Source organism: Weizmannia sp. FSL W8-0401 (genome assembly GCF_038009125.1).
GTDB lineage: Bacteria > Bacillota > Bacilli > Bacillales > Bacillaceae_C > Weizmannia > Weizmannia coagulans.
Genome location: NZ_JBBPAG010000001.1, coordinates 681,828 through 704,748, shown reverse-complemented (window position 1 = coordinate 704,748; position 22,921 = coordinate 681,828). Strand labels below are relative to the sequence as shown.

Annotated in this window: 19 protein-coding genes and 1 riboswitch; of the genes, 3 read left to right on the top strand and 16 right to left on the bottom strand. The window is 48.8% G+C overall.

What is annotated here, in order from left to right:
• Positions 1-2 precede the first annotated feature (2 nt).
• On the top strand, positions 3-1,067 hold the full coding sequence (gene thrC / locus NSU00_RS03245; RefSeq protein WP_237348952.1) for a threonine synthase: 1,065 nt from the start codon (positions 3-5) through the stop codon (positions 1,065-1,067).
• Positions 1,064-1,984, top strand: a complete 921-nt coding sequence (thrB, locus tag NSU00_RS03240; protein ID WP_029142013.1) for a homoserine kinase — start codon at positions 1,064-1,066, stop codon at positions 1,982-1,984. The genes thrC and thrB overlap by 4 nt, the downstream gene beginning before the upstream one ends.
• Positions 1,985-2,013: 29 nt before the next feature.
• On the opposite strand, the gene NSU00_RS03235 is transcribed toward thrB, so the two are convergent.
• From NSU00_RS03235 to NSU00_RS03215, 5 genes are all read right to left on the bottom strand, one after another.
• The gene (locus NSU00_RS03235) at positions 2,014-2,763 is read right to left on the bottom strand and encodes an ABC transporter ATP-binding protein (RefSeq protein ID WP_340702329.1); all 750 of its coding nucleotides are present in this window, start codon (positions 2,761-2,763) and stop codon (positions 2,014-2,016) included.
• A complete protein-coding gene (locus tag NSU00_RS03230; protein ID WP_017553400.1) occupies positions 2,760-3,758 on the bottom strand; it encodes an ABC transporter substrate-binding protein in 999 nt (332 codons plus the stop codon). Before NSU00_RS03230 ends, NSU00_RS03235 begins: the two co-directional genes overlap by 4 nt.
• On the bottom strand, positions 3,755-4,552 hold the full coding sequence (locus NSU00_RS03225; RefSeq protein WP_017553401.1) for an ABC transporter permease: 798 nt from the start codon (positions 4,550-4,552) through the stop codon (positions 3,755-3,757). The genes NSU00_RS03230 and NSU00_RS03225 overlap by 4 nt, the downstream gene beginning before the upstream one ends.
• Positions 4,503-4,826, bottom strand: a complete 324-nt coding sequence (locus tag NSU00_RS03220; protein WP_029141401.1) for an MTH1187 family thiamine-binding protein — start codon at positions 4,824-4,826, stop codon at positions 4,503-4,505. The genes NSU00_RS03225 and NSU00_RS03220 overlap by 50 nt, the downstream gene beginning before the upstream one ends.
• Before the next feature lie 81 nt (positions 4,827-4,907).
• Positions 4,908-5,011, bottom strand: a riboswitch (TPP riboswitch).
• Between the two features lie 778 nt (positions 5,012-5,789).
• The gene (locus NSU00_RS03215; RefSeq protein ID WP_340703909.1) at positions 5,790-7,277 is read right to left on the bottom strand and encodes an amidase; all 1,488 of its coding nucleotides are present in this window, start codon (positions 7,275-7,277) and stop codon (positions 5,790-5,792) included.
• A 123-nt stretch (positions 7,278-7,400) separates the two neighbouring features.
• On the opposite strand from NSU00_RS03215, the gene NSU00_RS03210 reads away from it, so the two are divergent.
• Positions 7,401-7,892, top strand: coding sequence for a general stress protein (locus NSU00_RS03210; protein WP_340702328.1), 492 nt, complete (start codon positions 7,401-7,403; stop codon positions 7,890-7,892).
• A gap of 48 nt (positions 7,893-7,940) precedes the next feature.
• On the opposite strand, the gene prpB is transcribed toward NSU00_RS03210, so the two are convergent.
• The 11 genes from prpB to NSU00_RS03155 all read right to left on the bottom strand — a co-directional run bounded on the left by prpB (position 7,941) and on the right by NSU00_RS03155 (position 22,891).
• On the bottom strand, positions 7,941-8,867 hold the full coding sequence (prpB, locus tag NSU00_RS03205; RefSeq protein WP_237348948.1) for a methylisocitrate lyase: 927 nt from the start codon (positions 8,865-8,867) through the stop codon (positions 7,941-7,943).
• A 15-nt stretch (positions 8,868-8,882) separates the two neighbouring features.
• Positions 8,883-10,340 (bottom strand): 2-methylcitrate dehydratase, encoded by a 1,458-nt coding sequence (prpD, locus tag NSU00_RS03200; protein WP_161655136.1) that lies wholly within the window; start codon positions 10,338-10,340, stop codon positions 8,883-8,885.
• A gap of 109 nt (positions 10,341-10,449) precedes the next feature.
• Positions 10,450-11,571 (bottom strand): citrate synthase, encoded by a 1,122-nt coding sequence (gene mmgD / locus NSU00_RS03195; protein WP_029142008.1) that lies wholly within the window; start codon positions 11,569-11,571, stop codon positions 10,450-10,452.
• Positions 11,572-11,838: 267 nt separating this feature from the next.
• Entirely contained in the window at positions 11,839-12,213 is a 375-nt protein-coding gene (locus NSU00_RS03190) for a DUF956 family protein (RefSeq protein WP_013858501.1), read from the bottom strand.
• 312 nt (positions 12,214-12,525) lie between these two features.
• Positions 12,526-13,437, bottom strand: coding sequence for a PTS system mannose/fructose/sorbose family transporter subunit IID (locus NSU00_RS03185; protein ID WP_285957807.1), 912 nt, complete (start codon positions 13,435-13,437; stop codon positions 12,526-12,528).
• Positions 13,438-13,456: 19 nt separating this feature from the next.
• Positions 13,457-14,266 carry a PTS mannose/fructose/sorbose transporter subunit IIC gene (locus tag NSU00_RS03180; RefSeq protein WP_029142005.1) on the bottom strand — a complete coding sequence of 270 codons (810 nt, stop codon included), beginning with the start codon at positions 14,264-14,266 and terminating at the stop codon, positions 13,457-13,459.
• A 36-nt stretch (positions 14,267-14,302) separates the two neighbouring features.
• Positions 14,303-15,271, bottom strand: a complete 969-nt coding sequence (locus NSU00_RS03175) for a mannose/fructose/sorbose PTS transporter subunit IIA (RefSeq protein ID WP_340702324.1) — start codon at positions 15,269-15,271, stop codon at positions 14,303-14,305.
• A 73-nt stretch (positions 15,272-15,344) separates the two neighbouring features.
• Positions 15,345-15,848 (bottom strand): PTS system mannose/fructose/N-acetylgalactosamine-transporter subunit IIB, encoded by a 504-nt coding sequence (locus tag NSU00_RS03170; RefSeq protein WP_019722201.1) that lies wholly within the window; start codon positions 15,846-15,848, stop codon positions 15,345-15,347.
• Between the two features lie 335 nt (positions 15,849-16,183).
• Positions 16,184-16,489, bottom strand: a complete 306-nt coding sequence (locus tag NSU00_RS03165; RefSeq protein ID WP_340702323.1) for a PRD domain-containing protein — start codon at positions 16,487-16,489, stop codon at positions 16,184-16,186.
• A 370-nt stretch (positions 16,490-16,859) separates the two neighbouring features.
• Complete coding sequence (locus NSU00_RS03160) at positions 16,860-19,721, bottom strand: sigma 54-interacting transcriptional regulator (RefSeq protein ID WP_340703407.1); 2,862 nt, start codon at positions 19,719-19,721, stop codon at positions 16,860-16,862.
• Positions 19,722-20,167: 446 nt separating this feature from the next.
• Positions 20,168-22,891: a GTP-binding protein gene (locus NSU00_RS03155; RefSeq protein ID WP_340702321.1), complete on the bottom strand. Its 2,724-nt coding sequence runs from the start codon at positions 22,889-22,891 to the stop codon at positions 20,168-20,170.
• Positions 22,892-22,921 lie beyond the last annotated feature (30 nt).

Below are 22,921 nucleotides of genomic sequence, written 5' to 3'. Positions count from 1 at the left end.
ACATGAATCAATGGCCAGGATTACTCAAGCAGTACAAATCATTTTTACCCGTCACAGACAAAACACCAGAACTGACATTATTTGAAGGCAATACGCCGCTTATCCCGTTTGCCCGCTTATCGGAAAAACTCGGCGTGGAATTGTACGGAAAATTTGAAGGGTTGAACCCGACCGGCTCTTTTAAAGACCGCGGCATGGTGATGGCGGTTGCGAAAGCGATCGAAAGCGGCAGCAGGTCCGTTATCTGCGCCTCTACCGGCAACACATCCGCTTCTGCGGCCGCCTATGCTGCAAAAGCCGGGATCCGGGCGATCATCGTGATTCCGAGCGGAAAAATCGCGCTTGGCAAACTGGCGCAGGCCGTTATGTACGGTGCTGAAATCGTGGAAATTGACGGCAATTTTGACCAGGCGCTTAAAATCGTCAGGAAAGTAAGCAAAACTTCGCCTGTCACACTTGTAAACTCAGTTAACCCTTACCGGCTGGAAGGCCAAAAAACGGCAGCTTTCGAGATTTGTGAGCAGCTGGGTTCAGCACCTGATGTCCTTGCCATCCCGGTCGGCAATGCCGGAAACATCAGCGCGTATTGGAAAGGATTCAAAGAGTTCAATGAGAAATTTGAAACCGGCCTGCCGGAAATGCACGGCTTTGAAGCGGAAGGCGCGGCTGCCATCGTCCGGGACCGGGTGATCGAAAACCCTGAAACGGTCGCCACCGCGATCCGGATCGGCAACCCGGCAAGCTGGAAACTGGCCGTCAATGCCCGCGATGAATCAGGCGGCGTGATCGACTTGGTGTCAGACCCAGAAATTCTTGATGCGTTCCGGCTGCTCGCCCGCAATGAAGGGACGTTCGCCGAGCCGGGTTCATGTGCGTCCATCGCCGGTGTCATCAAGCAGGTCAAAACGGGACAGATCAAAAAAGGGAGCAAAGTGGTTGCTGTCCTGACCGGAAACGGGCTTAAAGACCCGCAAACCGCCATGTCCCAAGTCGAAGTCCGGCCTGCCGTGCTGCCGGCAACGGAAGAAGCCGTGACAGATTATCTTTCGAATGTGATCCATGTATGAACAGGCTGGTTATCCGTGTACCCGCAAGCACGGCAAATCTCGGGCCCGGATTTGATTCAGTCGGCATGGCGCTCAACCGTTTCTTAACGCTTGAAGTGTGCGGCAGCAAGGAATGGGTTTTTGAACAAGTATCGCCCCTTTTGCCGCCGCTTCCGGAAGACAGCGACCCTTTTATCTTAAAAATTGCGCGGCAGGTTGCGGATTTATATGGCAGCCGGCTGGCCCCGTGCAAAGTCATTGTTGACAGTGAAATTCCGCTTGCCCGCGGGCTTGGCAGCAGCGCCTCAGCCGTTGTAGCCGGCATTGAACTTGCCAACTTTGCCGGAAATCTCGGGCTTTCGCTTGCGGAAAAGCTGGACATTGCCTCGCGGATCGAGGGGCATCCGGATAATGTCGCGGCATCCCTGTTCGGCGGGCTCGTTGTTTCAGCCGAGCGCGGGGACGGACGGTTTGAAGTCATGCCGTTTTTTGACATCATGGCGGATTTGCTCCTTTTTATTCCCGATTATGAGCTGAAAACGGAAGATGCGCGCAGAGTGCTTCCTGATTTTTATGCGCGGAAAGAAGCGGTAAAAGGGAGCGCGGCCAGCAACCTTTTTATTGCGGCGCTCATAAGTGGCCAGTACGAACTGGCTGGAAAGATGATGGAACAAGACCGTTTTCACGAGCCATACCGGACAAAATTGATCCCCGAATTTTTGGAGATCCGCAGGCTGGCCAAATCACTCGGCGCATACGGGACGGTCATTAGCGGCGCCGGCCCGACGGTTATTTCGCTCGTACCGTTCGAAGAGGCAGAGGCCATGGCAGAAACGATCCGCGCCCATTTCCCGCATGTGCTGGTTGAACCGGCCAAAGTTGACCGCACCGGCCTTTCCGTCGAAAAATATGCAGCATCCAATATGCTGAACTTGTAAAAAAGGTTTGGAGCCTCTCCAAACCTTTTTTATTTCCCCAAAAATGAGGCAAGCTCTCTTAACAGTTCATCTTTGTCTTTTTTCAACACATCCGAAGAGAGCATCTCCCATTTCCGCGGGCGCGGCAAATGCACCTTCAATTCGTGGATGATGACGGACGGCTGCTGCGACATGACAAAAACACGGTCCGATAGCAGCACGGCTTCATCAAGATCATGGGTAACCATAAGAATCGTCTGATTTCCTTTCTCCCATGATTCAAGCAGCCAGCGGTGGACATCCATTTTTGTAAAAGCATCGAGTTTTCCGAACGGTTCATCCAGCAGCATAACCGGCTTTTCACATAAATACGTGCGCAAAAAGCTGATCCGCTGCCGCATGCCGCCCGAGAGCGAGGCGGGATAGTGGCCGGCGTAATCTTCAAGGCCAAACTGCCGGAGTACCTCCATCCCCCGCAAAATTCGTTCCCGTTTCCGCACCCCTTTTATTTCAAGCGGTAGGACAATGTTTTGCAGTGCCGTCCGCCAGGGCAGAAGCAAATCCTGCTGCGGCATGAAACCGGCGGCATCCTGAACCCCGTCCGGTTTGCCGCCAAGCATCACTTTGCCGCCATCCGCCTTTTCAATCCCGGCAATGATATTTAACAGCGTGCTTTTTCCGCACCCGCTCGGCCCGATAAAAGCGCAGAACTCACCTTTTTGGATCGTTGCGGAAATGCCGTCGAGCACTTTTTTCCCTCCAAATGTTTTCGTAATGTCTTCCAATTGCAAATACGTCATGGCCGGTTTGGAAGAAATTCGTTTGTGTAGGCAGCCTTGATGTTAATTTTTTTCTTAATGACTTTATGGTCATAAAGGAAGTCCATATAACGGCGCCACACTTCTTCCTTCTGTACCCCCCATTCCGCGGCATCGTCCTGGTACTTCGTGCTCAGCCACTTCTGGCTGGCGCGGACAAGCCCTTTATTTGTATCCGGCACGTCCTGAATCAGGATATCGGCAGCCTGTTCCGGGTGCTTGATCGCAAATGTATAACCTTGCGCCGCAGCCTTCATAAAAGATTTGACAAGGGTTTTATCCCCTTTGGCCAGTTTTTCGCTTGTAATGATGACCGGGCTGTAATAATCAAGCGCAGGGTCGAGATCTTTGACCATGATAAGATTCAGTTTTTTCCCGTTCCGCTCTGCCTGGATGCCGTCCCAGCCGTAATAAATCCATTCAAAATCCGCTTCACGTCCGATTGATTTGAAAAAATCCGTCTGGCCGAGCACGATATTTTTTACTTTGCTGTAGTCGGCGCCGTATTTTTCCATGACCGTTTTGATGACAGCTTCTTCAGACGGCGAACCCCAGCCGCCGTAGCGTTTACCTTCAAAATCTTTCGGAGAAGTGATGTTGTCTTTTTTCAAAGAAGCAAAGCCGGAAGTATTGTGCTGGATGATCGCGGCAATGGATACAATCGGGATTCCTTCCGTCCTTGCCGTGGTGACATTTTCCTGATAGCTGATCCCGAAATCCGCTTTCCCGGAGGCCACCATCTGTTCAGCCGTGATATTGTCTCCCGGCTGGATAATTTTCACATCTAGGCCCTGCTTTTGAAAATAATGTTTTGTTTTAGCCACATACAGGCCGGTATGATTGGTGTTCGGAAACCAGTCCAGCACAACCGTCACCTTTTGCAACGCTTTTTTGCTGCTGTCCTTCTGCCCGCTGCCGGCACATCCGGCAGCAAGCAGCAACATGGCCGCCTGCAACATGATTAAAATTTTCTTCATTGATGATCTTCCTTTCGATATACCCATGGTGCGGATAGCCTTTGCAAACATTCAACAGCGCCGTATAAAAGAAATGTGAGCCCAATGATGACAGCGGAGATGGCAAACAAGCGGGCAGTCATAAAAGATTTTGTCGCCCTTGTCAGCATGACGCCGAGCCCTTCGCTTGCGCCGAGCCACTCACCGATAATGGCACCCATCACACTATATGTAACGGCAATTTTTAAACCTGAAAAAAAGTAAGGGAGCACAGCCGGAAATTTGACTTTCATGTAAATTTGCCCTTTTGAAGCATGCATGGTCTTTAACAGTTTCACCAAGTCATCATCCACCGTTTGAAACCCTTCCAGAATGCTCAATGCCAGCGGGAAAAAGCAGATTAAAATGACCACAATAACTTTTGACTGGAGCCCGAATCCGAACCAGACGATGAAAAGCGGCGCAATCGCCACAATCGGAATTGTTTGCGAAACGACTAGTAGCGGCCGGACCAGCATCCGGAAAACGGGAACCATATCCATAAAAACGGCAATCGCTGCGCCAATCATAATGGAAAAGGCAAGCCCGATCAATACTTCTTTTGCAGTTTGCCAAATATTGGGCCAAACCATCCATTGCAGATTTTTCAATTCCTGCCATACTTCCGTCGGTTTTGGCAGCATCCATTCACTGATATGAAAGCCGGCCGTTACCCCTTGCCAGACGAAGAGCAAAAAAATGAGCCAGGCAGCCGTGAGCGCCGTGTTAACGAACCGGCTGCGGCGCTTGTTCGCGATATTTTGCAATTTTTTCATCCATTGTCACCCCGGTGCTTGGCCGGTAATGGATTTTGATCGATGTGATGACATCAATCGCACCGGCTTGGACGCAAGCATCCTGCGCTTTTTTGATGATCCCAAGCAGTTCGTCAAGATCGCCTTCCATCGTCGTTTCCATTGCCCCGACTTCATAACGTACGCCGGCGTTTTGAACAACTTCGATCGCACGGTCGACGACACCGTATAAGTCATCACTTTTAATATGCGGAACAACTGAAAAAGAAACCGTTACTTGATTCGATTTTTCCATCAAATTTTCCTCCTTTTTTTCAAATAAAAAAGCTTTCATTGCATGCGCAAGAAAGCCTGTCCATCCAAAACATGCCGAAACATGCTTCAATATGAGACTCCCTACGCTGGCATTATCCAGATCAGGTGAAGGGTCGATGCAAAACGGCATCCTCTCAGCCAAAACCGGCTCCCCTGCTTTTTTTCTTGTAATTTTATTGTAACATGAAAACCATCCTTTTTGGCAAAAAATTTTCAATACGATGGTGCGGTGCGCAAGCCAGCCATTGTCTGCCTGGGTAAAGAATCACCCTGGGACGGCAAGGCTTCTATGTTAAGGTAGACGGGTTTTTTGGCGGACTTTCTTAACGTAGAACGGTTCTACGTTAAGAAAGTGGGACTTTTGGACGACCTTCCTTAACATAGAATGGCTCTACGTGAAGGAAGCTGACTTTTGCGCGAACTTCCTCAACATAGAACGCCCCTACGTTAAGATAGCATGTCTTTTTTTCGGACTTCCTTAACATAGAGCGGCTCTACGTTAAGATAGCGGAACCTTTTGACGGCCTTCCTTAACGTAGGACGCCTCTACATTAAGAAAGCATGACTTTTTGGCGGGCTTCCTTAACATAGAACGCTTCTACGTTAAGATAGCATGTCTTTTTTTCGGACTTCCTTAACATAGAGCGGCTCTACGTTAAGATAGCGGAACTTTTTGACGGCCTTCCTTAACATAGAACACCTATACATTAAGAAAGCGGGCTTTTTTAGTGGCATTCTTTAACATAGAACGCCCCTACGTTAAGATAGCGGGGCTTTTGGGCAGCCTTCCTTAACGTAGGACGCCTCTACATTAAGAAAGCATGACTTTTTGGCGGGCTTCCTTAACGTAAGATGACACTGCTAAGATAGGCACGTAAAAACTACTGCCTTCCTTAACGTAGACGTTCCGACCCGTGCGTAAGTAACGCCTCTTATTCATGCTTTAAAGGCAAGGGTTTCCCTGCATGCCAACCCAAAGTTCCGACTGTTCAAGCGCATATGCGACATCCAGCAGCCAGTGTTCATTTCCTTTCGGCGCAACCAGCTGTACCCCTAAAGGAAGCCCGGCCGCTGTTACATGAACCGGCAGGCTGATCGCCGGCTGCCCGGTTAAATTAGCGAGCTGCGTAAACGGGGAAAACGTTAAGCTCGGTTCAAACATATCATAGACAAGTGCCTGCTGCTTTTCTTTCGGGAGCCCGGTAACACCAAACAAACGATCCCGCTCTTTCCCTGTCTGGGTAAGTTCCCCGATTTTCGGTGCCGGAAACGCGGTTGAAGGCGTGAGATACAGGTCATAAGTCTCATGGAAAGCAGCCATTTGTGCTGCAGCTTTATCCCACTCCGCAAGACTCTTTGCGTATTCCGCCGCCGTGACATTTTTCCCGGCAGCATACAAGACCCACGAAACCGGCTCCATATCTTTTTCCGTAAGCGGGCGTCCAAGTGCGCTTTCCAAATCCGAAAGTTCCGCCGCCATTTCCCCGCAGTTCATTAAATAATAGTTTTCCATCAGCCGCCTGCCGTCAACACCGTTCTTGGCTTCTTCCACGACATAGCCCTCCTGTTCCAGCCATTTTGCCGTTTTATAGACAGCCTGTTTTGCGTCGCGGCTGACAGGCGTCCCAACCGGCGATTCAACCGAAAACGCGATCCGATATTTTTTCGTTCCGCTCCGCTTTAGTTCCTGTACATATCCCGGAAAAAGCGGCGTTTGAAAAGCAGCGGCGGGTTCCACAGTTTGCAGCACATCGAGGAGCGCTGCGCTGTCTCTGATTGTTTTTGCCAGCACGAAGTCAATGGCCGCCCCTTGCCATTGCCGTCCACGTCCCGGCCCGACTGGTGTCCTTCCCCTTGTCGGCTTTAATCCTATTAAACTTGTAAAAGAAGCAGGAATGCGGATCGATCCGCCGCCGTCGCTTGCACCGGCAACCGGTACCATCCCGGAAGCCACCGCAGCCGCGGAACCGCCGCTTGATCCGCCGGGTGAAAAATGGGGATTCCACGGATTGCGCGCCGGACCGTAAAGTTCAGGTTCCGTAATATTTTTTAATCCAAATTCCGGTACGTTTGTATGTCCGAGAATGATAAACCCCGCTTCCTTCAATTTTGCCGTAAAAAAAGCATCTTCTCTGGCACGGTTTTGCTGCAGCAGTTTTGATCCGGATGTGAGCAGCTCGCCCTTTACCGCCTGGGAAATGTCTTTGAGCAAAACCGGCACGCCGGCAAATGGCTGCTCATCTGTACGGAGCGCGGCCGCTTCCTTCTTTGCTTTCTCAAACCGTGTCCGGATGACGGCATTTAAACGCCTGTTTGTTTTTTCAATCCGGGCCATTGCCGCCTCCAACACTTCTTCCACACTCACTTCTTTTCGCTTTATGAGCCTGGCCAGTTCTGTTGCATCATACGATAGATATGCAGATTGTTCTATCTCAATCCCTCCATTCAATCTTATATTGACTGAATTTTATGGATATGTCAAAACCTGCGAAAACCGTTTAACCCTTTTTCTACCGGGTAAAAGTGCACTATCACCGTTAGGAGGCAGATAGAGATGGCAAAAGAAGTAGTTGGCATTTACACAACATTGCAGGAAACGATTAACGCAGTAGACCGGTTGACCGCAGAAGGCTACAGCACTTCCGATATTTCCATTATTTCAAACGGGAATGATGGGACTTTATTGAAAAACCAGACCGGCGCAAATGTGGACCACACCTCTTCTGCCCCGGATGAACAAAACAGCTCTCTCTGGGAGAAAATCAAAGGGTTCTTCAAGCCGGGCTATTATGACGAAACGACAAGAAAACTGACCAATCTCGATCTCCCGCAGGACGAACTGGACCGCTATTCGGCCGAAATTGATGCCGGACACTATCTTGTGCTCGTAGATAATGATGCTTCTGCCCTCAATGAAACGGCCGCTCCCGGAACAGCCGATCCTGCCGCAGAAGTTTCCGGCCAAACAACAGGATCCGGATTGAAAAACGAATTTGGCGAAAACTACTCCACGACGCAGGAGAAATCTAAACAGGCCGGCCGCTAAGTTGAATAGGGCAACCCCGCGCGCAAAAAGCGGGTTTGCCCTTTTTCTTTACGTTGATGATGAAGGATCAGGCGTAACAGGAAGAATCGTTTTAGCGATCGACTGGTCGAGCGCTTCAAATTCCTCTAAAGAAATCGTGCTGTACAGCTCTTTCCTCGTCTGCATGTCGGAGAGGGCATTTTTTTGCGTCCCTTCGTTCTTAATCTTTTCAAATACCCGTTCATAAGCCTTTGCGGCAACGCGCAGCGAAGTGACAGGATAAATAACCATGGCATAACCCATTTCTTCGAATTCTTCCGCCGTATAATAAGGGGTTTTGCCGAATTCGGTCATGTTGGCAAGGAGCGGCGCTTTTATTTTTTCCGCAAATAAACGGAACTCCTCACGGGACTCGAGCGCTTCCGGAAAAATGGCGTCCGCACCTGCCTCCACATAGACGTTGGCCCGCTTCAGCGCCGCTTCCACGCCTTCCACGCCTCTCGCATCCGTACGGGCTACAACGACAAGCGACGGCGTCACACTTTTCAACGCCCTGATTTTCTCGCACATTTCAGATGCAGTAACGAGCTGCTTCCCGTTTAAATGCCCGCATTTTTTCGGAAGCTGCTGGTCTTCAATCTGAACAGCCGCAACACCTGCTTCGACCATTTCGCGGGCGGTGCGGGCAACGTTCAGCACGCCGCCAAAGCCGGTGTCAATGTCAACAAGAACCGGTAAATCGGTGGCACGCACGAGATCACGTGCACGCTCCGCCATTTCCGTCGATGTGATCATGCCAAGATCCGGAATCCCTTTGCTCGCGGTATAGGCAGCGCCTGATAAATAAAGCGCCTCAAACCCTGTGTTTTTTGCAATGAGTGCCGCCATTGCATCATGCGCGCCGGGGATTTGCAAAATGCCTGGTGCCTGCATGCGTTCCTTAAACCGTTTGGCAAGCGCCTCCTGTGAGGACGGCTGATTGACAATCCAAACCATGGTGCAACATCCTTTCTACAAGGTGAATAAATTGACGAATTCATGAACGGCCATTTTTTCAAGCGCTTCTCCCGTAAGGCAGGCTTCTTTGATCCTTTCCTGCTGCTTCGCGGAATAATGGGCGGCGATATTATCCGAAAACTTGGTAATGATTTTCGGGATCGCTTCTTCCCTTCTGAAGCGGTGGCCGAGCGGATACTCGACTTCCACATTTTCAGTTGATGTGCCGTCTTCAAAAAAGACTTGCACGGCATTCGCGATGGAACGTTTTTCCGGATCAAGGTAATCGATGCTGTATTGTTTGTTTTCAACAACCGTCATTTTTTCCCTCAATGCATCAATGCGCGGGTCAGCGGCGGCTGCATCTTCATAATCGTCCGCTGTAATATTGCCTTTGATCAGGCCGGTTGCCGTCACATACTGGATGCAATGGTCGCGGTCAGCAGGGTTATGAAGCGGCCCTTTTTTGTCAATGATGCGGATGGCGGACTCATGCGTCGTAATTGTAATCCGGCTGATTTGATCCAGTTTCCCAGCTACAACCGGATGGAGTTTGACTGCGGCTTCCGCTGCCGTCTGTGCATGGAATTCTGCCGGATACGATACTTTAAATAAAACATTTTCCATCACATAGGAGCCGAGCGGGCGGGCCAGTTTCAGTTCTTTCCCTTTGAACATCACGTCCTGGAATCCCCAACCGGGTGCGGAAAGCGGCGTTTGATAGCCCATTTCCCCTTTCATCGCAACAAGCGCAAGCGCCACGCCCCTGCTGGTTGCATCGCCGGCCGCCCATGATTTGCGCGAACCGGTATTCGGCGCGTGCCGGTATGTGCGCAACGGGCCGTTATCAATCCAGGCGTGGGAAACGGCGTTCATGATTTCGTTTTTCCCTCCACCAAGCATTTTTGTCGCAACAGCAGCCGTCGCCACTTTGACAAATAAAACATGGTCAAGCCCGACGCGGTTCAAGCTGTTTTCCAAAGCAAGCACACCTTGGATTTCATGGGCTTTGATCATGGCCTCAAGCACATCGCGCACTTTGAGCGGCGCTTTCCCATTGGCAACGCGCGTCCGGCTCAAAAAATCCGCAACAGCAAGGATGCCGCCGAGATTGTCAGAAGGGTGCCCCCACTCCGCCGCGAGCCACGTATCGTTGTAATCGAGCCAGCGGATCATGCAGCCAATATTAAACGCCCCCGCAACCGGATCGAGCACATAGGAAGTGCCTGGCACATGCGTCCCGTTCGGCACGGCCGTACCCGGGACGACCGGCCCGAGCATTTTTACACACTCCGGAAAACGGAGGGCGAGAATGCCGCATCCGAGCGTATCCAAAAGCCCGTAACGTGCAGTCTCAAAAGCTTCGGAACTCGTAATCTCTTTGTCTGCCACATAACGGGCAATTTCTTCTATCAGGGCGTCCCGCTCCCCTGTTTTTTCATTTACAGCGGTTGTACCGGCCAATTTAAACATTCCCCTTTCCAAACTTTATCTGCAGGTCAAAGCCCGGATCATTTGAGACAGCGTTTCAATCCCGGCTTTTTGTTCACTTTATCTCTTAATGGTCCAGCCTTTTTAAAACTTAATCTTGCGGATGCAAACCGCGCGGGCCTTTGTATTGGACGCGCGGACGGAACAGGCGGTTGTTTTCATGCTGCTCCATAACGTGTGCGCACAGCCCGACCGTTCTTGAGCTGAAAAAGATCGGCGTATAAAGCGGAATCGGAATGCCGAGCATCCAGTAAACTGGGGCTGCATAATAATCGAGGTTCGGATAGAGCCCTTTTTCCTGCGCCATAATTTTTTCCCCGGCTTCGCACATTTCAAGCAGCGAATGATCCCCTTTTTCCTCACAAAGTTCCTTCAGCGCTTCTTTCATCATCAGGGCGCGCGGATCCATCTTTTTCATGTAGACGCGGTGGCCGAACCCCATTACTTTTTCTTTATTTTTCAGTTTCGTATAAAGCATTTCTTCGAATTTTTCCACCGTGCCGGCTTCTTTCAGCATTTCCATCACCGCTTCATTGGCGCCCCCGTGCAGATGGCCCTTGAGCGATGCCACCGCGCCCGTTAACGCCCCGTATAAGTCGGACAGCGTGGAAGCAATGACCCTTGCCGTAAAAGTCGAATTCGGCAGTTCATGTTCGCTGTACAGGACGAGAGAACGGTCGAAAATGCGTTCCTCCCTTTCCGAAGGGACTTTGCCGGTGATCATGTACAGGAAATTGGCGCTGTACGGCAAATCCTGCCGCGGTTCAACCGGGTCTTCGCCGTTTAAAAGATGGTAGCTGTTCGCGACAATGTTCGGCACATTCCCGAGCAAATGGTATGCACGGTTTAAATTGGCTTTGCGGGAACGGTCCAGCAGGTTTTCATCATACCCCGAAAGCGTCGAAACCCCCGTACGGAGCGCATCCATCGGGTGGGTGGATGCCGGCAGCAGCCTCAAAATGTCCAGCACAGCTTCCGGAATCCGGTAGTTTTTCTTTAAAGTTTCTTCCAACGCTTTTTTCTCGGCACCGTTCGGGAGCGTTCCTTCGAGAAGCAAATGCACGATGTCCAGATAGCTTTTCTTTTTCGACAACTCAATCAAGTCATACCCCTTTAAAACGATTTCGCCCTGGGCCGTATCAAGAAAAGAAAGCTCCGTTTCAACAGCGACAACCCCTTCAAGCCCCGGCACAAATTGTGTCGTGTTTCCCATCTCCATCCATCCTCCATTTCTGTATTTTGCCAAAACTGTAAGCACTTACAGTTTTATGTAAAAAAACAAAGCTGCCAACATCCCTGATGCTTTCATAAAAAAACATATCATAATATTTACAAAATGACAACGCCCACAGGCTCCGGATGGCGCTGCGGACGGCCCTGTGCAAAAAGGCCGGCTTCAGGGGAATTTTCCGTACGCTTCCTGCCATTTCCCGGAACGGCCAACAAAAAAAGACAAGTTTAACCTGCCTTGTCTTTTAAACTATTGCTTTTTCGGTTTTCTTTTAAAACTGCGCTTCACAACATCGAAGAAGCTCAGCGACTGGACCATCCGGTTCGGGTCGACATATTGGCGGACCGCTCGCAACACTCTTTTCGGATCTTTGGAAGAAAAGGTGTATGTCCCGTTTCGCTTCGTTTTAATTGCATAACGCGGGATCCATTTTCCCTTGAACATGACGGAAGCGATCACGTAATCGACTTCTTCCCAAGGAATTTGAATGAATTTGCGCACATCGCGCTCATTGAAAAATTCAAATCCTTTATCGCCGATCATGATCTTGCCGTAATCTGTCAATCCCATATGTGCGGCTGCCTTTATCACCAAATCCACTTTTGTATTGATTGATTGGACCATTTGATCCACCCCGTTCTTTTCTTTTTGTGTTCCAAAAATTGATATCTATACAGCTGATCTTGATTTCCGGATCTTCGCTTCCAAAAAGGGGCCTGGTTGGCCGGTGAAACGGCTGTACGTCCCGTCTAAACCGGGGCCGGCTCCCAAGGCAAAATGCCGAAAGCGGCTTTTATAATAGGGAAGGCCTCTCCCTTATTATACGAAGTTTTACCGCCTGAAGCAAAACATACCCAGAACCCGTATACAACCCGGGGGCTTTCGGTTTCTTTGAAAAAAGCCCAGGCCAGAAAGCCCGGGCATGTGCCTTTTCTCTTACATTAAGTGAATTAAATGGAATACGATACCAACAACAAACAATCCAAGAATCATAACGATCGGAGACACTTTCTTTTTCAAGAGCCACATGCAGAACAGCGTCAAAAGCAATGCGGCAAGGCCCGGAATTAAGCTGTCCAGGTTGTTTTGCAATGTCGTGACTTTGACCGGTTCCAGTGAGAGGCCGGCAGCTTGCTGTTCGAGCGCCGTTTTAATCCCTTGCGCTCCGGCAGGCAAATGATTCCAGTCAATATAAGCGCCTTTAGAAAGTTTTACTTGTGATACAACCGGTGTAAATTTAATCGATACCCACCGGTTAACCAGTGCGCCAAGGATAAACATCCCAAGGATCGATGCGCCTTTTGTAATATCCTGAAGAATGCCGCCCGATAAGTCCTCCGTAATTCTTGAACCGGCTCTGTAGCCGAATTCTTGCGTATACCACAGGAATCCCATCCGGATGAGGTTCCATGCAACGAAGAAAATAATTGGCCCGAGAATGTTGCCGTCCATTGCAAGAGAAGCACCTAACGCACCAAGGATTGGCCTGACCGTGAACCAGAATACCGGATCCCCGATCCCTGCCAGAGGCCCCATCATCCCGACTTTCACACCTTGAATGGCTGTGTCGTCAACGGGGGCGCCGTTTGCACGTTCTTCTTCAAGCGCTAAAGTTACACCAACAATCGGTGCAGCGACATAAGGGTGAGTGTTAAAAAATTCCAAGTGGCGCTGCAGGGCAGCAGAGCGGTCTTCTTTCGTTTTATATAATTTTTTGATGGCCGGAATCATGGTATATGCCCAGCCGCCGTTTTGCATCCGTTCATAGTTCCAGGAACCTTGAAGGAAAGTTGAACGCCACCATACAGAAATACGATCTTTTCTAGATAATTTTAGTTCTTGTGCCATTTTTCTGTCCGCCTCCTTCTTAGTAATTGTCAATAATATCGCCTAACGGATCGCCGGTGTTTGCATTTCCGCCGCCTTTACCGGAGCCGCCTTGTTTGGAGAGCGCCAAATAAATCAGTGCAAGTGACACACCGATACCGCCAAGGCCGATAAGGGTAATTTGCGAAACAGTTGCCAAAACGAACCCAATGGCGAAGAACGGCCAAACTTCTCTTGTCGCCATCATGTTAATGACCATTGCATAACCAACAGCAACGACCATTCCCCCGCCGATTGCAAGGCCATCTGTCAACCAAGCTGGCATGGCGGATAACAAGTCACGCACTGGCCCTGCGCCAATGGCTAAAACCAGGACAGCCGGAATCGCAATACGCAGCCCTTGCAAGCAAATCGCAACAATATGCCAAAATTCAACTTTTCTAATGTTTCCTTCCCGTGCTGCGGCATCCATTAAGTGGACAATCCCTGTTGCAATTGTACGAACGATGATGGTCAATAAAAGGCCGGCAACCGCAAGCGGGACGGCAATCGCGATTGCAGAAGTTACACCGGCTTTGCCTGCACCGCTTAAAACTAAGATAATGGCAGACGCAACAGATGCAAGCGCAGCATCAGGCGCTACGGCAGCCCCGATGTTTGCCCAGCCCAAAGCGATCATTTGCAGGGTACCGCCTAAGATAATACATGGCACCAAGTTACCTGTAACGAGGCCAATTAACGTACAAGCAACGAGTGGCTGATGGAACTGGAATTGGTCCAAAATCCCTTCCATACCAGCTAAAAATGCTACGATAAAGACTAGTATCATTTGGACAATATTTAAATCCATAACGAGTCGTCCTCCCTTTTCTCCTGATGGGCAGGATTATTTTTGTTTGTTCAGCTCTTCCTGAGCCCTTTTGAGAATTTCGTCCATGTCGCCTTTTGCATCGCCCGGAACTTTGCGCACATCAAATTTCAAACCAAGTTGTTTCAGTTTCTTGAAAGTATCGACATCGTCCTGGCTGAAGGCCAGTACCTTGTTTGCCTGGACTTTGCCCGGCGAGTGTGCCATGGAACCGACGTTGATTGTTTTCAATGGAACGCCGCCTTCAACCGCCCGGAGCACGTCCTGCGGGTTTTCAAAAAGGAGCATGGCGCGCTGGCCGCCGAAATGCTGGTCATCCTTTGCAAGTTCAATCATTTTACGGATCGGAACAACGTGTGCTTTTACACCCGGAGGCGCAGCCTGTTGAATCAGTTTCTTTCGAAGTTCGTCCTTCGCTACCGCATCCGATACAACGATAATGCGCGTAGGCCGTGTCGCTTTTGTCCAAGCAGTTGCGACTTGCCCGTGAAGCAGGCGGGAGTCGATCCGTGCCAGCACGTATTCAAATTTGCCAGGAGCCCCCACCGTTAACGGTTTCCCGGCAGCCTTGGAAGGTGCGGCCGGCTGTAATGCTTCAGGCCTTACTTTCACGCCTTCTTTCGCTGCGCCTAAAATATGCGCGGCAATGTCATGGGCTTTGTTCATCGTGGCGCGCGCTGCAAATGCTTCAATGAGCATTGGCAAGTTCATGCCTGAGACGATGGCCCACTTGTCTTTGTGTTCTTCAAACAAGCTGTTGGCCTGGTTGAAAGGTGTTCCGCCCCAAAGATCGACTAAGAAAAGGACTTCATCCTGGTTGTCGAAAGAGGCGACTGCTTCTTTCATTTTTGCCTTTACATTATCAGGGCCTTCGCTCGGCATCAATGTAACAGCTTTTACATTTTCCTGCTTTCCGAAGATCATCTCTCCGGATTGCAAGACACCATTGGCGAAATCGCCGTGACTGGCAATGATAATTCCTACCATCTTCTTACCTCCCTATTCGTATTGTTACAGTATCAATCTTATAAATAAGTTCTAAAGAACCTGTAACCAAAATTCATGGATGAAGCAGTTTCTCCTTTTTGATCAGCTGCATCAAATCGATTTTCCGGTCGGCAGGCACTTGGCGGATTTCCAATTCGATGCCGAGTGCAGCCAGCTTCGCAAAGGCCTGGACATCATCCTCATTGACTGAAATAAAATTGGTGATCATCTTCTTGCCTTCCGTAAAACGCATGCCGCCGATATTGATCGATTTCAAACCAACCCCTGCCCGGACAACCTCCAGTACATCCTGTGGCGAAACAAACAGCAGCATCGCTTTCATTTCGTCAAACAGCCGGTTTTGGTAAAGTTCAAGCAGTTTTTGCTTCGTGATGACATGTGATTTGATGCTCGGTGGTGTCGCTTGCCTCAACAAAAGCTTTCGAAGCTCGTCATTGGCGGCTTCATCATTGACCACTAAAATCCGGTCAATCCCAACTGCCCTCGACCAAACTGTGGCAACCTGGCCATGAATCAAACGATCATCAATGCGCGCAAGCCGTATATCCAATGCCATCCGACCACCTCCTGCTAATCAATCGTAAAAAACTTGCCTTTCCGCCTTTTATAATGCAAGATGTGTGCCAACTTTTGAGTATCAAAAAACAGCCCTTGTTAAATAAGCGTTTTCAGTATCCCTTTATGTTTATGATACACAAACCGTTTATTTAATACACATTGAAAAAGGGTTTTATTTTTCATTTCACTACTGTATTAAAAAGTTCTGCAATATCCGTATCATTTTGATACTTTTGGCCTGCATGTGCATTCTGTATCTGTGATATCCCTCCGTCTTTTTCCCCAGCATAAAAAAAGCCTGCAAATAGCGAAACTGCGATTTGCAGGTGAGAATTACTGCACGGCTGCAGTTTGCTCGGTGGATAAATGGTCGATCATATCTGCAATATAATAGAGTTCATCATCCGACAGCCTCAATTTCAGCTGGTCTTCAAAAATTTGCGCCGCCTTTTTATATTTTTCGATTTTAGCAGCTTTTTCCGGCGTGATGTCATTTTTGTAAATGAGGCCGGACTGGGTGACCATTCTTTCGAGCGCGCAACCGATATGAATATTCATATTGATTTTTGAAGCGTTGTTAAACGGCCTTTCCGCTATTTTTTCAAGGGAAGTGACAAACGCCGTAATCGCTGCGATCACTCATCAATGCGCGCAAGCCGTATATCCAATGCCATCCGACCACCTCCTGCTAATCAATCGTAAAAAACTTGCCTTTCCGCCTTTTATAATGCAAGATGTGTGCCAACTTTTGAGTATCAAAAAACAGCCCTTGTTAAATAAGCGTTTTCAGTATCCCTTTATGTTTATGATACACAAACCGTTTATTTAATACACATTGAAAAAGGGTTTTATTTTTCATTTCACTACTGTATTAAAAAGTTCTGCAATATCCGTATCATTTTGATACTTTTGGCCTGCATGTGCATTCTGTATCTGTGATATCCCTCCGTCTTTTTCCCCAGCATAAAAAAAGCCTGCAAATAGCGAAACTGCGATTTGCAGGTGAGAATTACTGCACGGCTGCAGTTTGCTCGGTGGATAAATGGTCGATCATATCTGCAATATAATAGAGTTCATCATCCGACAGCCTCAATTTCAGCTGGTCTTCAAAAATTTGCGCCGCCTTTTTATATTTTTCGATTTTAGCAGCTTTTTCCGGCGTGATGTCATTTTTGTAAATGAGGCCGGACTGGGTGACCATTCTTTCGAGCGCGCAACCGATATGAATATTCATATTGATTTTTGAAGCGTTGTTAAACGGCCTTTCCGCTATTTTTTCAAGGGAAGTGACAAACGCCGTAATCGCTGCGATCACTTTCTTTGGGTTTAAAAAGGTTAAAAATTCATTCAGGCTTTCTTCCGTCATTTCCCGCACCATTGCCGGAGACCTTGGCGGTTGTTTCAGCAGCTGGTGGTTTTGAATGAGATGGGTGACCTGCGTTTCCCCGTCACCCATAAACAAAGCTTCAAGCGGAACAAACGGGGCCTGGACTTTCGGATCGGCAATCCCGACAGCGAGCAAAATGTCATATTTCTGCATCAGCGTTTCTTTCTTTTCTTCTACTTCGTTGATTGGCAGCGGGATAACGGCAATATTGTTTTTGCCGATGTTTTTGAGCAGTCTTGTAATCAGCTGCTTTAATTTTTCCGCCGTCCCTTCCCCTGTTGAACAGACGGAAAGAATGGCCTGCGGTTTGACAGGCTTCCCTGTTTCCCGCGGTTTGCTTTCCATCTGGTAAGATCCGTAGCCGCGGAATTCCTTTAACGACTCATAAATATCGTCGAGGTCCATCTCCATAATCGTCGCTTTGCGGATCGCTTCAATGACGAGCGCCGTTGTCACCATATCGATGGTCCGCGTTTTGATGCCCGTTTCCTGTGTAATAATATCGCCGAACCCGGTCAGCGAGCCCATATCGACAAGCAGCAGGACACCTTTTCCCATATCAATTTCTTTTACCCGCCTCTTCATTTCCTCCAAAACATATTTCGGGTCCATATCGAGCGGCATATCGATGCAGTCCACATTCGATTCGCCCAGGAGGCTTTTCACAACACTTACCATGCTGCTTGCCGTGCTGAACCCGTGTGCGGCAACAAGGATCGCCACCTGCTCGGCCTTTTGTTCGTCTATGAGGGATGTGAGTAGAATCGTTAAATACATGGCTTCTTTTACCGGCACATGCACGCGGTATTTTTCCCCGATCATTTTGCAGATGTCAAGTGATAGCTGATACTCCTGCGGCCGGTCATTGATGACATTTTCGATATTCGTATAATTGGCTACCTGCTGGTTTTTTACCCGCTTCAGGAAGGAAGTCAAATGCAGGCTGAATGCCAGCAAAAAACGTTCATTTACTTTGCACTTCAGCCGCTTTTCCACGATATCCTGCACTTCTTCGCTGAAATTAAGGATATCTTCACTGACAATTTTTAAGATTTTCTCACGGTTCAGCGCATAGCTTGAAAACTTATTGTAAAACTTGTTTAAATGGATATCGATATCCAGCTTCAGAAACCGGTTAATGTCTTCATCCGGCACGTCCTGTTCCATCATAAAACTGACTTTGTCCTCGATGATGTTGTACAGGTTAAAATCCGGTTCGTATGGGTCTTCTTCAAAGAGCGCCTTGTTTTCCCCTTCCGGATAAACCGTCAAATATGAATCAATTAAATCAGAAAGCTCCTGGATTTCCTGGCGTTTTCTACTAAAATAGAAGAAACCGTTTTTCAGTTCGGAAGGCAGATCTTTAAAGTGGATGGTGATGACATCATCGCGCAGGCAGTGCAGAAAACCGTTGGCGCAGACAAGCTGTATGTTGGATTTCAACTGCCCGACGTTGCCGTATGACGTATTGCCAATTAATGCCTTCATCGATTCCGCATCAATTTTAATCGGTTTTTGGACGCGGTTTGCTTCAATGGCAAGCAGAAATTTCAAAATCTCAATCTTGTCAATTGCCGGTCGTTCTTCAAAAGACGGAATCCGGATCAGAATCGGAATACGGCGGACAAACGTTTTCAGCAAAGAAGATTCCGGGTCTTCCGTTGTCGCCCCGACGATCAGGACATTGGCGTTGCGATTCCGTTCGGTTTCCCCGAGCTTTGCATACGTCCCCGTATCCATAAAGTAAAAGAGCATTTCCTGGCCTTCAGGCGGGAGCCGGTGGATTTCATCGAGAAACAGCATGCCGCCGTCCGCTTTGGAAACAAGGCCGTCTTTTTCGCTGTCCGCACCCGTAAAGGCGCCTTTGATATGCCCGAAAATGTGGGAAATGAGCAGCTGCGGGTTATTTGCATAGTCCGCGCAGTTAAAGACAATAAACTGGGCGTCTTCGTCCATAAACGGTGCTGCCAGTTTTGCATAATTGAACATCAAATTGGCAAACAGCGTTTTCCCGACACCGGTCTGGCCGACAATGAGCGTATGAAGGCCATGTGGGGGATAGAGGACGGCCGCCTTTGCCTGTTCGACCTGCACTTTCAGGCTTGTTTTCGAACCGATCAGGTCATCAAAGGGATTCGTTTCCCAAGCGGTATCATGATTCGCAGACGGGCCGTTGCCCGGATCCGGGCAACGGCTCGTCACTTCAAGTATATTTTCATATTCATATTGATCTTCCGGCAATTTCGTTCCCAGAAGGTCTTCCATGATTTGTTTGACCAAGTAATGAACCGGGCGGCCTTTTATTTTGATAATCCGTTTCTGCCGCAGCAGCTTGTTCAGCTCGGCACTGACATTGTTTCTTAAAATGCCAAGGTCTTTTGCGATATCCGAAGCCGTAAATCCTTCTATACGGATCCATTCATCAAGCGTTTTGCCTTGCGACTGTTCAACAAGATACGCGTAAATGCGGTCAATGCGTTTCAAATTGCCACCCCATTTCTAAGTATAAACTGTATCTTAATAGTATCACGAATGTATCATACATAATAGCAGGAATATTTGCGAACATGTGTCAAGTTTTTGCCGGAAGGGGGCTTATTTTTAATACACTTCAGGCTCCGCGGTGCTTCCGGGAAAACAGGGCAGGAAAAAACAGCGCCGCATATGGGCGCTGTTCATCCAACAATTTCCGGCCGTTTCAAGCCGTTTCCATCCTTCTGCTTTCCGCAACATCCGGCCGGTTTATTTTTTGTTCCGGAACCGGTCCATGCATGTATTTCCGGCGGAATCCAGGCGGTTCATCTTATATTATTGAGGGCTTGCTAAATCAGCACTCGGGCCCCATTTTCAGCACTTTAGCCATGCGTTCAGCAAGCCCCGTTTACCCCTTAAATCTTGTACCTGCCCCGTCCATCCGCCTTGCGAAAAGCTTACACTTTCCCGCCTGTTTTCTGCCCGAGTTGCATCCATTCAAACTGGCGGAGTTTCAGCTCGAACAATTTCAGCGGATCCTGATACACTTCCGGATTTTCTTTCATATTCTCCAGCATCTCTTTTGTTTCGGCAATGGCCGCCTCTGTTTCCGCAATGGTTTCGCGGAGAACTGTTTCCGGATTTTTAAAGAACAGGCGGACATCGCGCTCAAGCCCTTGTTCAAACAGCTCGAATTGCAGCATCACTTTATTCGTGACAAGGTTTGCAATTTCCGTATAATCTTCGCTTTCGATAAATTTTTTATAGCGGTTATACAGCATCGTTTTGTTTTGCGAAAGCACGCCAAACAATTTGCCCGCGCTCTTTAACAGGACCTGCTGCGGCGTATGGCGCAACAATATATTGACCGGTTCAAAAGGAATTCCGTTTGCCATCCGGTCCGCATCACGCCGCCAGTCCTCCATAATTTTAAAATCACAGGCAAGCACAAGAATCTCTTCCCCGTACAACTTATTAAACCCTTCCGCCATTTCATCAAGATAATCCTGGCTTTGCTGCAATTCCCCTTCTGACGCTTCTATCCACTCCGCCACCAGTTCCTCGTATTTCGGGGAAATGGTCGTCTGCAAAAAGTGCCGGATCCGTTTGTTCATTTCTTCATTCAATTCAAGATGAATTTTCCGGAAATCACTGTCCGGCTTAATAAAATCGGCGCTTTTCCGTAAAATTTCCGGAATCCGGTTTTGCAGTTCATCGCGGATTTTCTGGGTCATACTGTGGTAGGACGAGCGGACCAGTTCGGTTTGTTCATGGATGACATCCTGAAGCTGGTTTGCCGCCCCGTTTAATTTTGCGTACAGATCTTCATGCCGGTTGATTGACTCTGCCAGATGCTGTTCATTTTGCAGCCTTTGTTTCAGCAAATCGGCAATCGATTCCCGGATGCAGTGCGAAAGTTTGTCAATCCGGCTTTCTTCCAGGTTTTCCGGCTTGAAATTTTGCCGGAAAAAGCGGGCAAGATCCAGCCCTGCTTCCCGGGATGCATAATTGGACGTATAAGGGTGCAAGTTTGCCTGCGGAAAAATTGTTTTTACCTTTTGTACTGTTTCTTCCACTAAATCTGCCGCTTCCTGCTTGCTGTATATCATATCCATTTTGGACAGCAAGAAGTGAATCGCAAGCCCGGGCACTTGTTCCTTCATTTTCAACAGCATATCCGCTTCTTTGTCTGTAAGGGGATCATTTGCATTTAAAACGAATAAAACGCCGTCAACAAAACGCAAATACTCGTATGCTTTTCCCCGCCCCGGCCCGTTCAGCCCGGGTGTATCGATGAAAATAAGCGCATTTTCTTCCAGGAACCGGCTCGGGCCCCGCCATTCAAGCATGTCCCCGGGCTCCGGCGCCGCATTGTCCTCTTCCGTTACAGGCGAAATGCCTTTGTCCGAGATCACAGAAAGTGCATGTTCATCATCATGGCGCACCGCCATCACAAACTGTGTCGGCCGTTCGGGCAGCGGGTCGGCCAACACCGACTGGATAAAGGCCGTCTTGCCGCTGCCGTTCATGCCGGCAACGAGAATATGCTGGACATCAAAGTCAATCAGCTCCCTCGCCATCCATTTCAAACGGGTGCTGACAGATAGCCCGTTCCTTTTTGCCCATTGCATAATGGAATCAAAGAGCCGGAGCGCATATTCAAGCTGGTCCAATGTTTGCTCCGCATGATGCAAAATCGTTTCCGCATCGGCAATTTGCTGCGGCCCGATGCTGCCCGGAAAAAGATCGCCCCATGCGAGAACCGCAGTGGATGCTTGAAGGGCGTGCGCCTGGTCCGTGATCCGCAGCCAGTTCGTTAAAATGCCCGGCATCACCGGTGCCAGTTGTTCTAACAGATAGCTGCCGCTGATTAAAGAAAGATAGGTTTCCCCGTAAATGGCAGACAGCTCGTGCCACGTTTCAAGCGAATGGAGTTCAAGTCCGGCAAAAAGGCCGTTAAATTCGCGGAGCCAGCCAAGATACACGCCCTCCGTTTCGTAAGACCGCCAAAACGCAACCGCCAGTTGTTCAAACTGAATTTGATCCACCTTGTATAAAACGGACAGCGCATCCCGAAAATAATCCGGCGCAATCGTTTTGGTATGCCCATTTTCAATATACGACTTTAAAACTTGAAACCAGAACAGCGATTCAGTGCGGATGGATTCATTGACAGCCAGTTCAACCGCATTCATCCAGTCTTCGTTTTTTTCAAAGTAGGCACGGGCGATTTTCGTCACATTCGGATAGTCCGGGTTCATGGCGACCGCTTGTTTGATCGTCTGGACAGCCTGTTCATGCTTTTGCTCCTCCATATAAAGCGAGATAAGCTGAAGCGCAATCTCCGTCTTTAATACCATGGAGTCTGTCTGGACCGACTTGTAAATTTCTTCGGCCATGCTGGTGAGGCCGAGTTCAAAATAAGCATCCCCCATGTTTTTTTGCGCCCACGGTTCAAAGTCGTTATGTATGCTTTCCCATTTAAAAACGGCCGCTTCGTAATCTTTATAATGAAAATAAATTTCCCCTTGTGCAAAGCGGATATAGGAAAGATCGGCATTTTCAAGGGCGTTTTCTTTTTCGAACGCTTCCCCGAGCACTTCAAGCGGATGGCGCTCTTCCCCTTCTTTGATAAACGTTTCATAATAAGATTTTTGGACAAACTGGTCTTCCGGCTTCATGATTTTCCTCCTCACACGGCCTTTTATATC

Bases quoted from the DNA above. Each gene is read 5' to 3' on its own strand.
- thrC (WP_237348952.1), top strand. From the start codon at position 3: ATGAATCAATGGCCAGGATTACTCAAGCAGTACAAATCATTTTTACCC.
- thrB (WP_029142013.1), top strand. From the start codon at position 1,064: ATGAACAGGCTGGTTATCCGTGTACCCGCAAGCACGGCAAATCTCGGG.
- NSU00_RS03235 (WP_340702329.1), bottom strand. From the start codon at position 2,763: ATGACGTATTTGCAATTGGAAGACATTACGAAAACATTTGGAGGGAAA.
- NSU00_RS03230 (WP_017553400.1), bottom strand. From the start codon at position 3,758: ATGAAGAAAATTTTAATCATGTTGCAGGCGGCCATGTTGCTGCTTGCT.
- NSU00_RS03225 (WP_017553401.1), bottom strand. From the start codon at position 4,552: ATGAAAAAATTGCAAAATATCGCGAACAAGCGCCGCAGCCGGTTCGTT.
- NSU00_RS03220 (WP_029141401.1), bottom strand. From the start codon at position 4,826: ATGGAAAAATCGAATCAAGTAACGGTTTCTTTTTCAGTTGTTCCGCAT.
- NSU00_RS03210 (WP_340702328.1), top strand. From the start codon at position 7,401: ATGGCAAAAGAAGTAGTTGGCATTTACACAACATTGCAGGAAACGATT.
- prpB (WP_237348948.1), bottom strand. From the start codon at position 8,867: ATGGTTTGGATTGTCAATCAGCCGTCCTCACAGGAGGCGCTTGCCAAA.
- prpD (WP_161655136.1), bottom strand. From the start codon at position 10,340: ATGTTTAAATTGGCCGGTACAACCGCTGTAAATGAAAAAACAGGGGAG.
- mmgD (WP_029142008.1), bottom strand. From the start codon at position 11,571: ATGGGAAACACGACACAATTTGTGCCGGGGCTTGAAGGGGTTGTCGCT.
- NSU00_RS03190 (WP_013858501.1), bottom strand. From the start codon at position 12,213: ATGGTCCAATCAATCAATACAAAAGTGGATTTGGTGATAAAGGCAGCC.
- NSU00_RS03185 (WP_285957807.1), bottom strand. From the start codon at position 13,437: ATGGCACAAGAACTAAAATTATCTAGAAAAGATCGTATTTCTGTATGG.
- NSU00_RS03180 (WP_029142005.1), bottom strand. From the start codon at position 14,266: ATGGATTTAAATATTGTCCAAATGATACTAGTCTTTATCGTAGCATTT.
- NSU00_RS03175 (WP_340702324.1), bottom strand. From the start codon at position 15,271: ATGGTAGGAATTATCATTGCCAGTCACGGCGATTTCGCCAATGGTGTC.
- NSU00_RS03170 (WP_019722201.1), bottom strand. From the start codon at position 15,848: ATGGCATTGGATATACGGCTTGCGCGCATTGATGATCGTTTGATTCAT.
- NSU00_RS03155 (WP_340702321.1), bottom strand. From the start codon at position 22,891: ATGAAGCCGGAAGACCAGTTTGTCCAAAAATCTTATTATGAAACGTTT.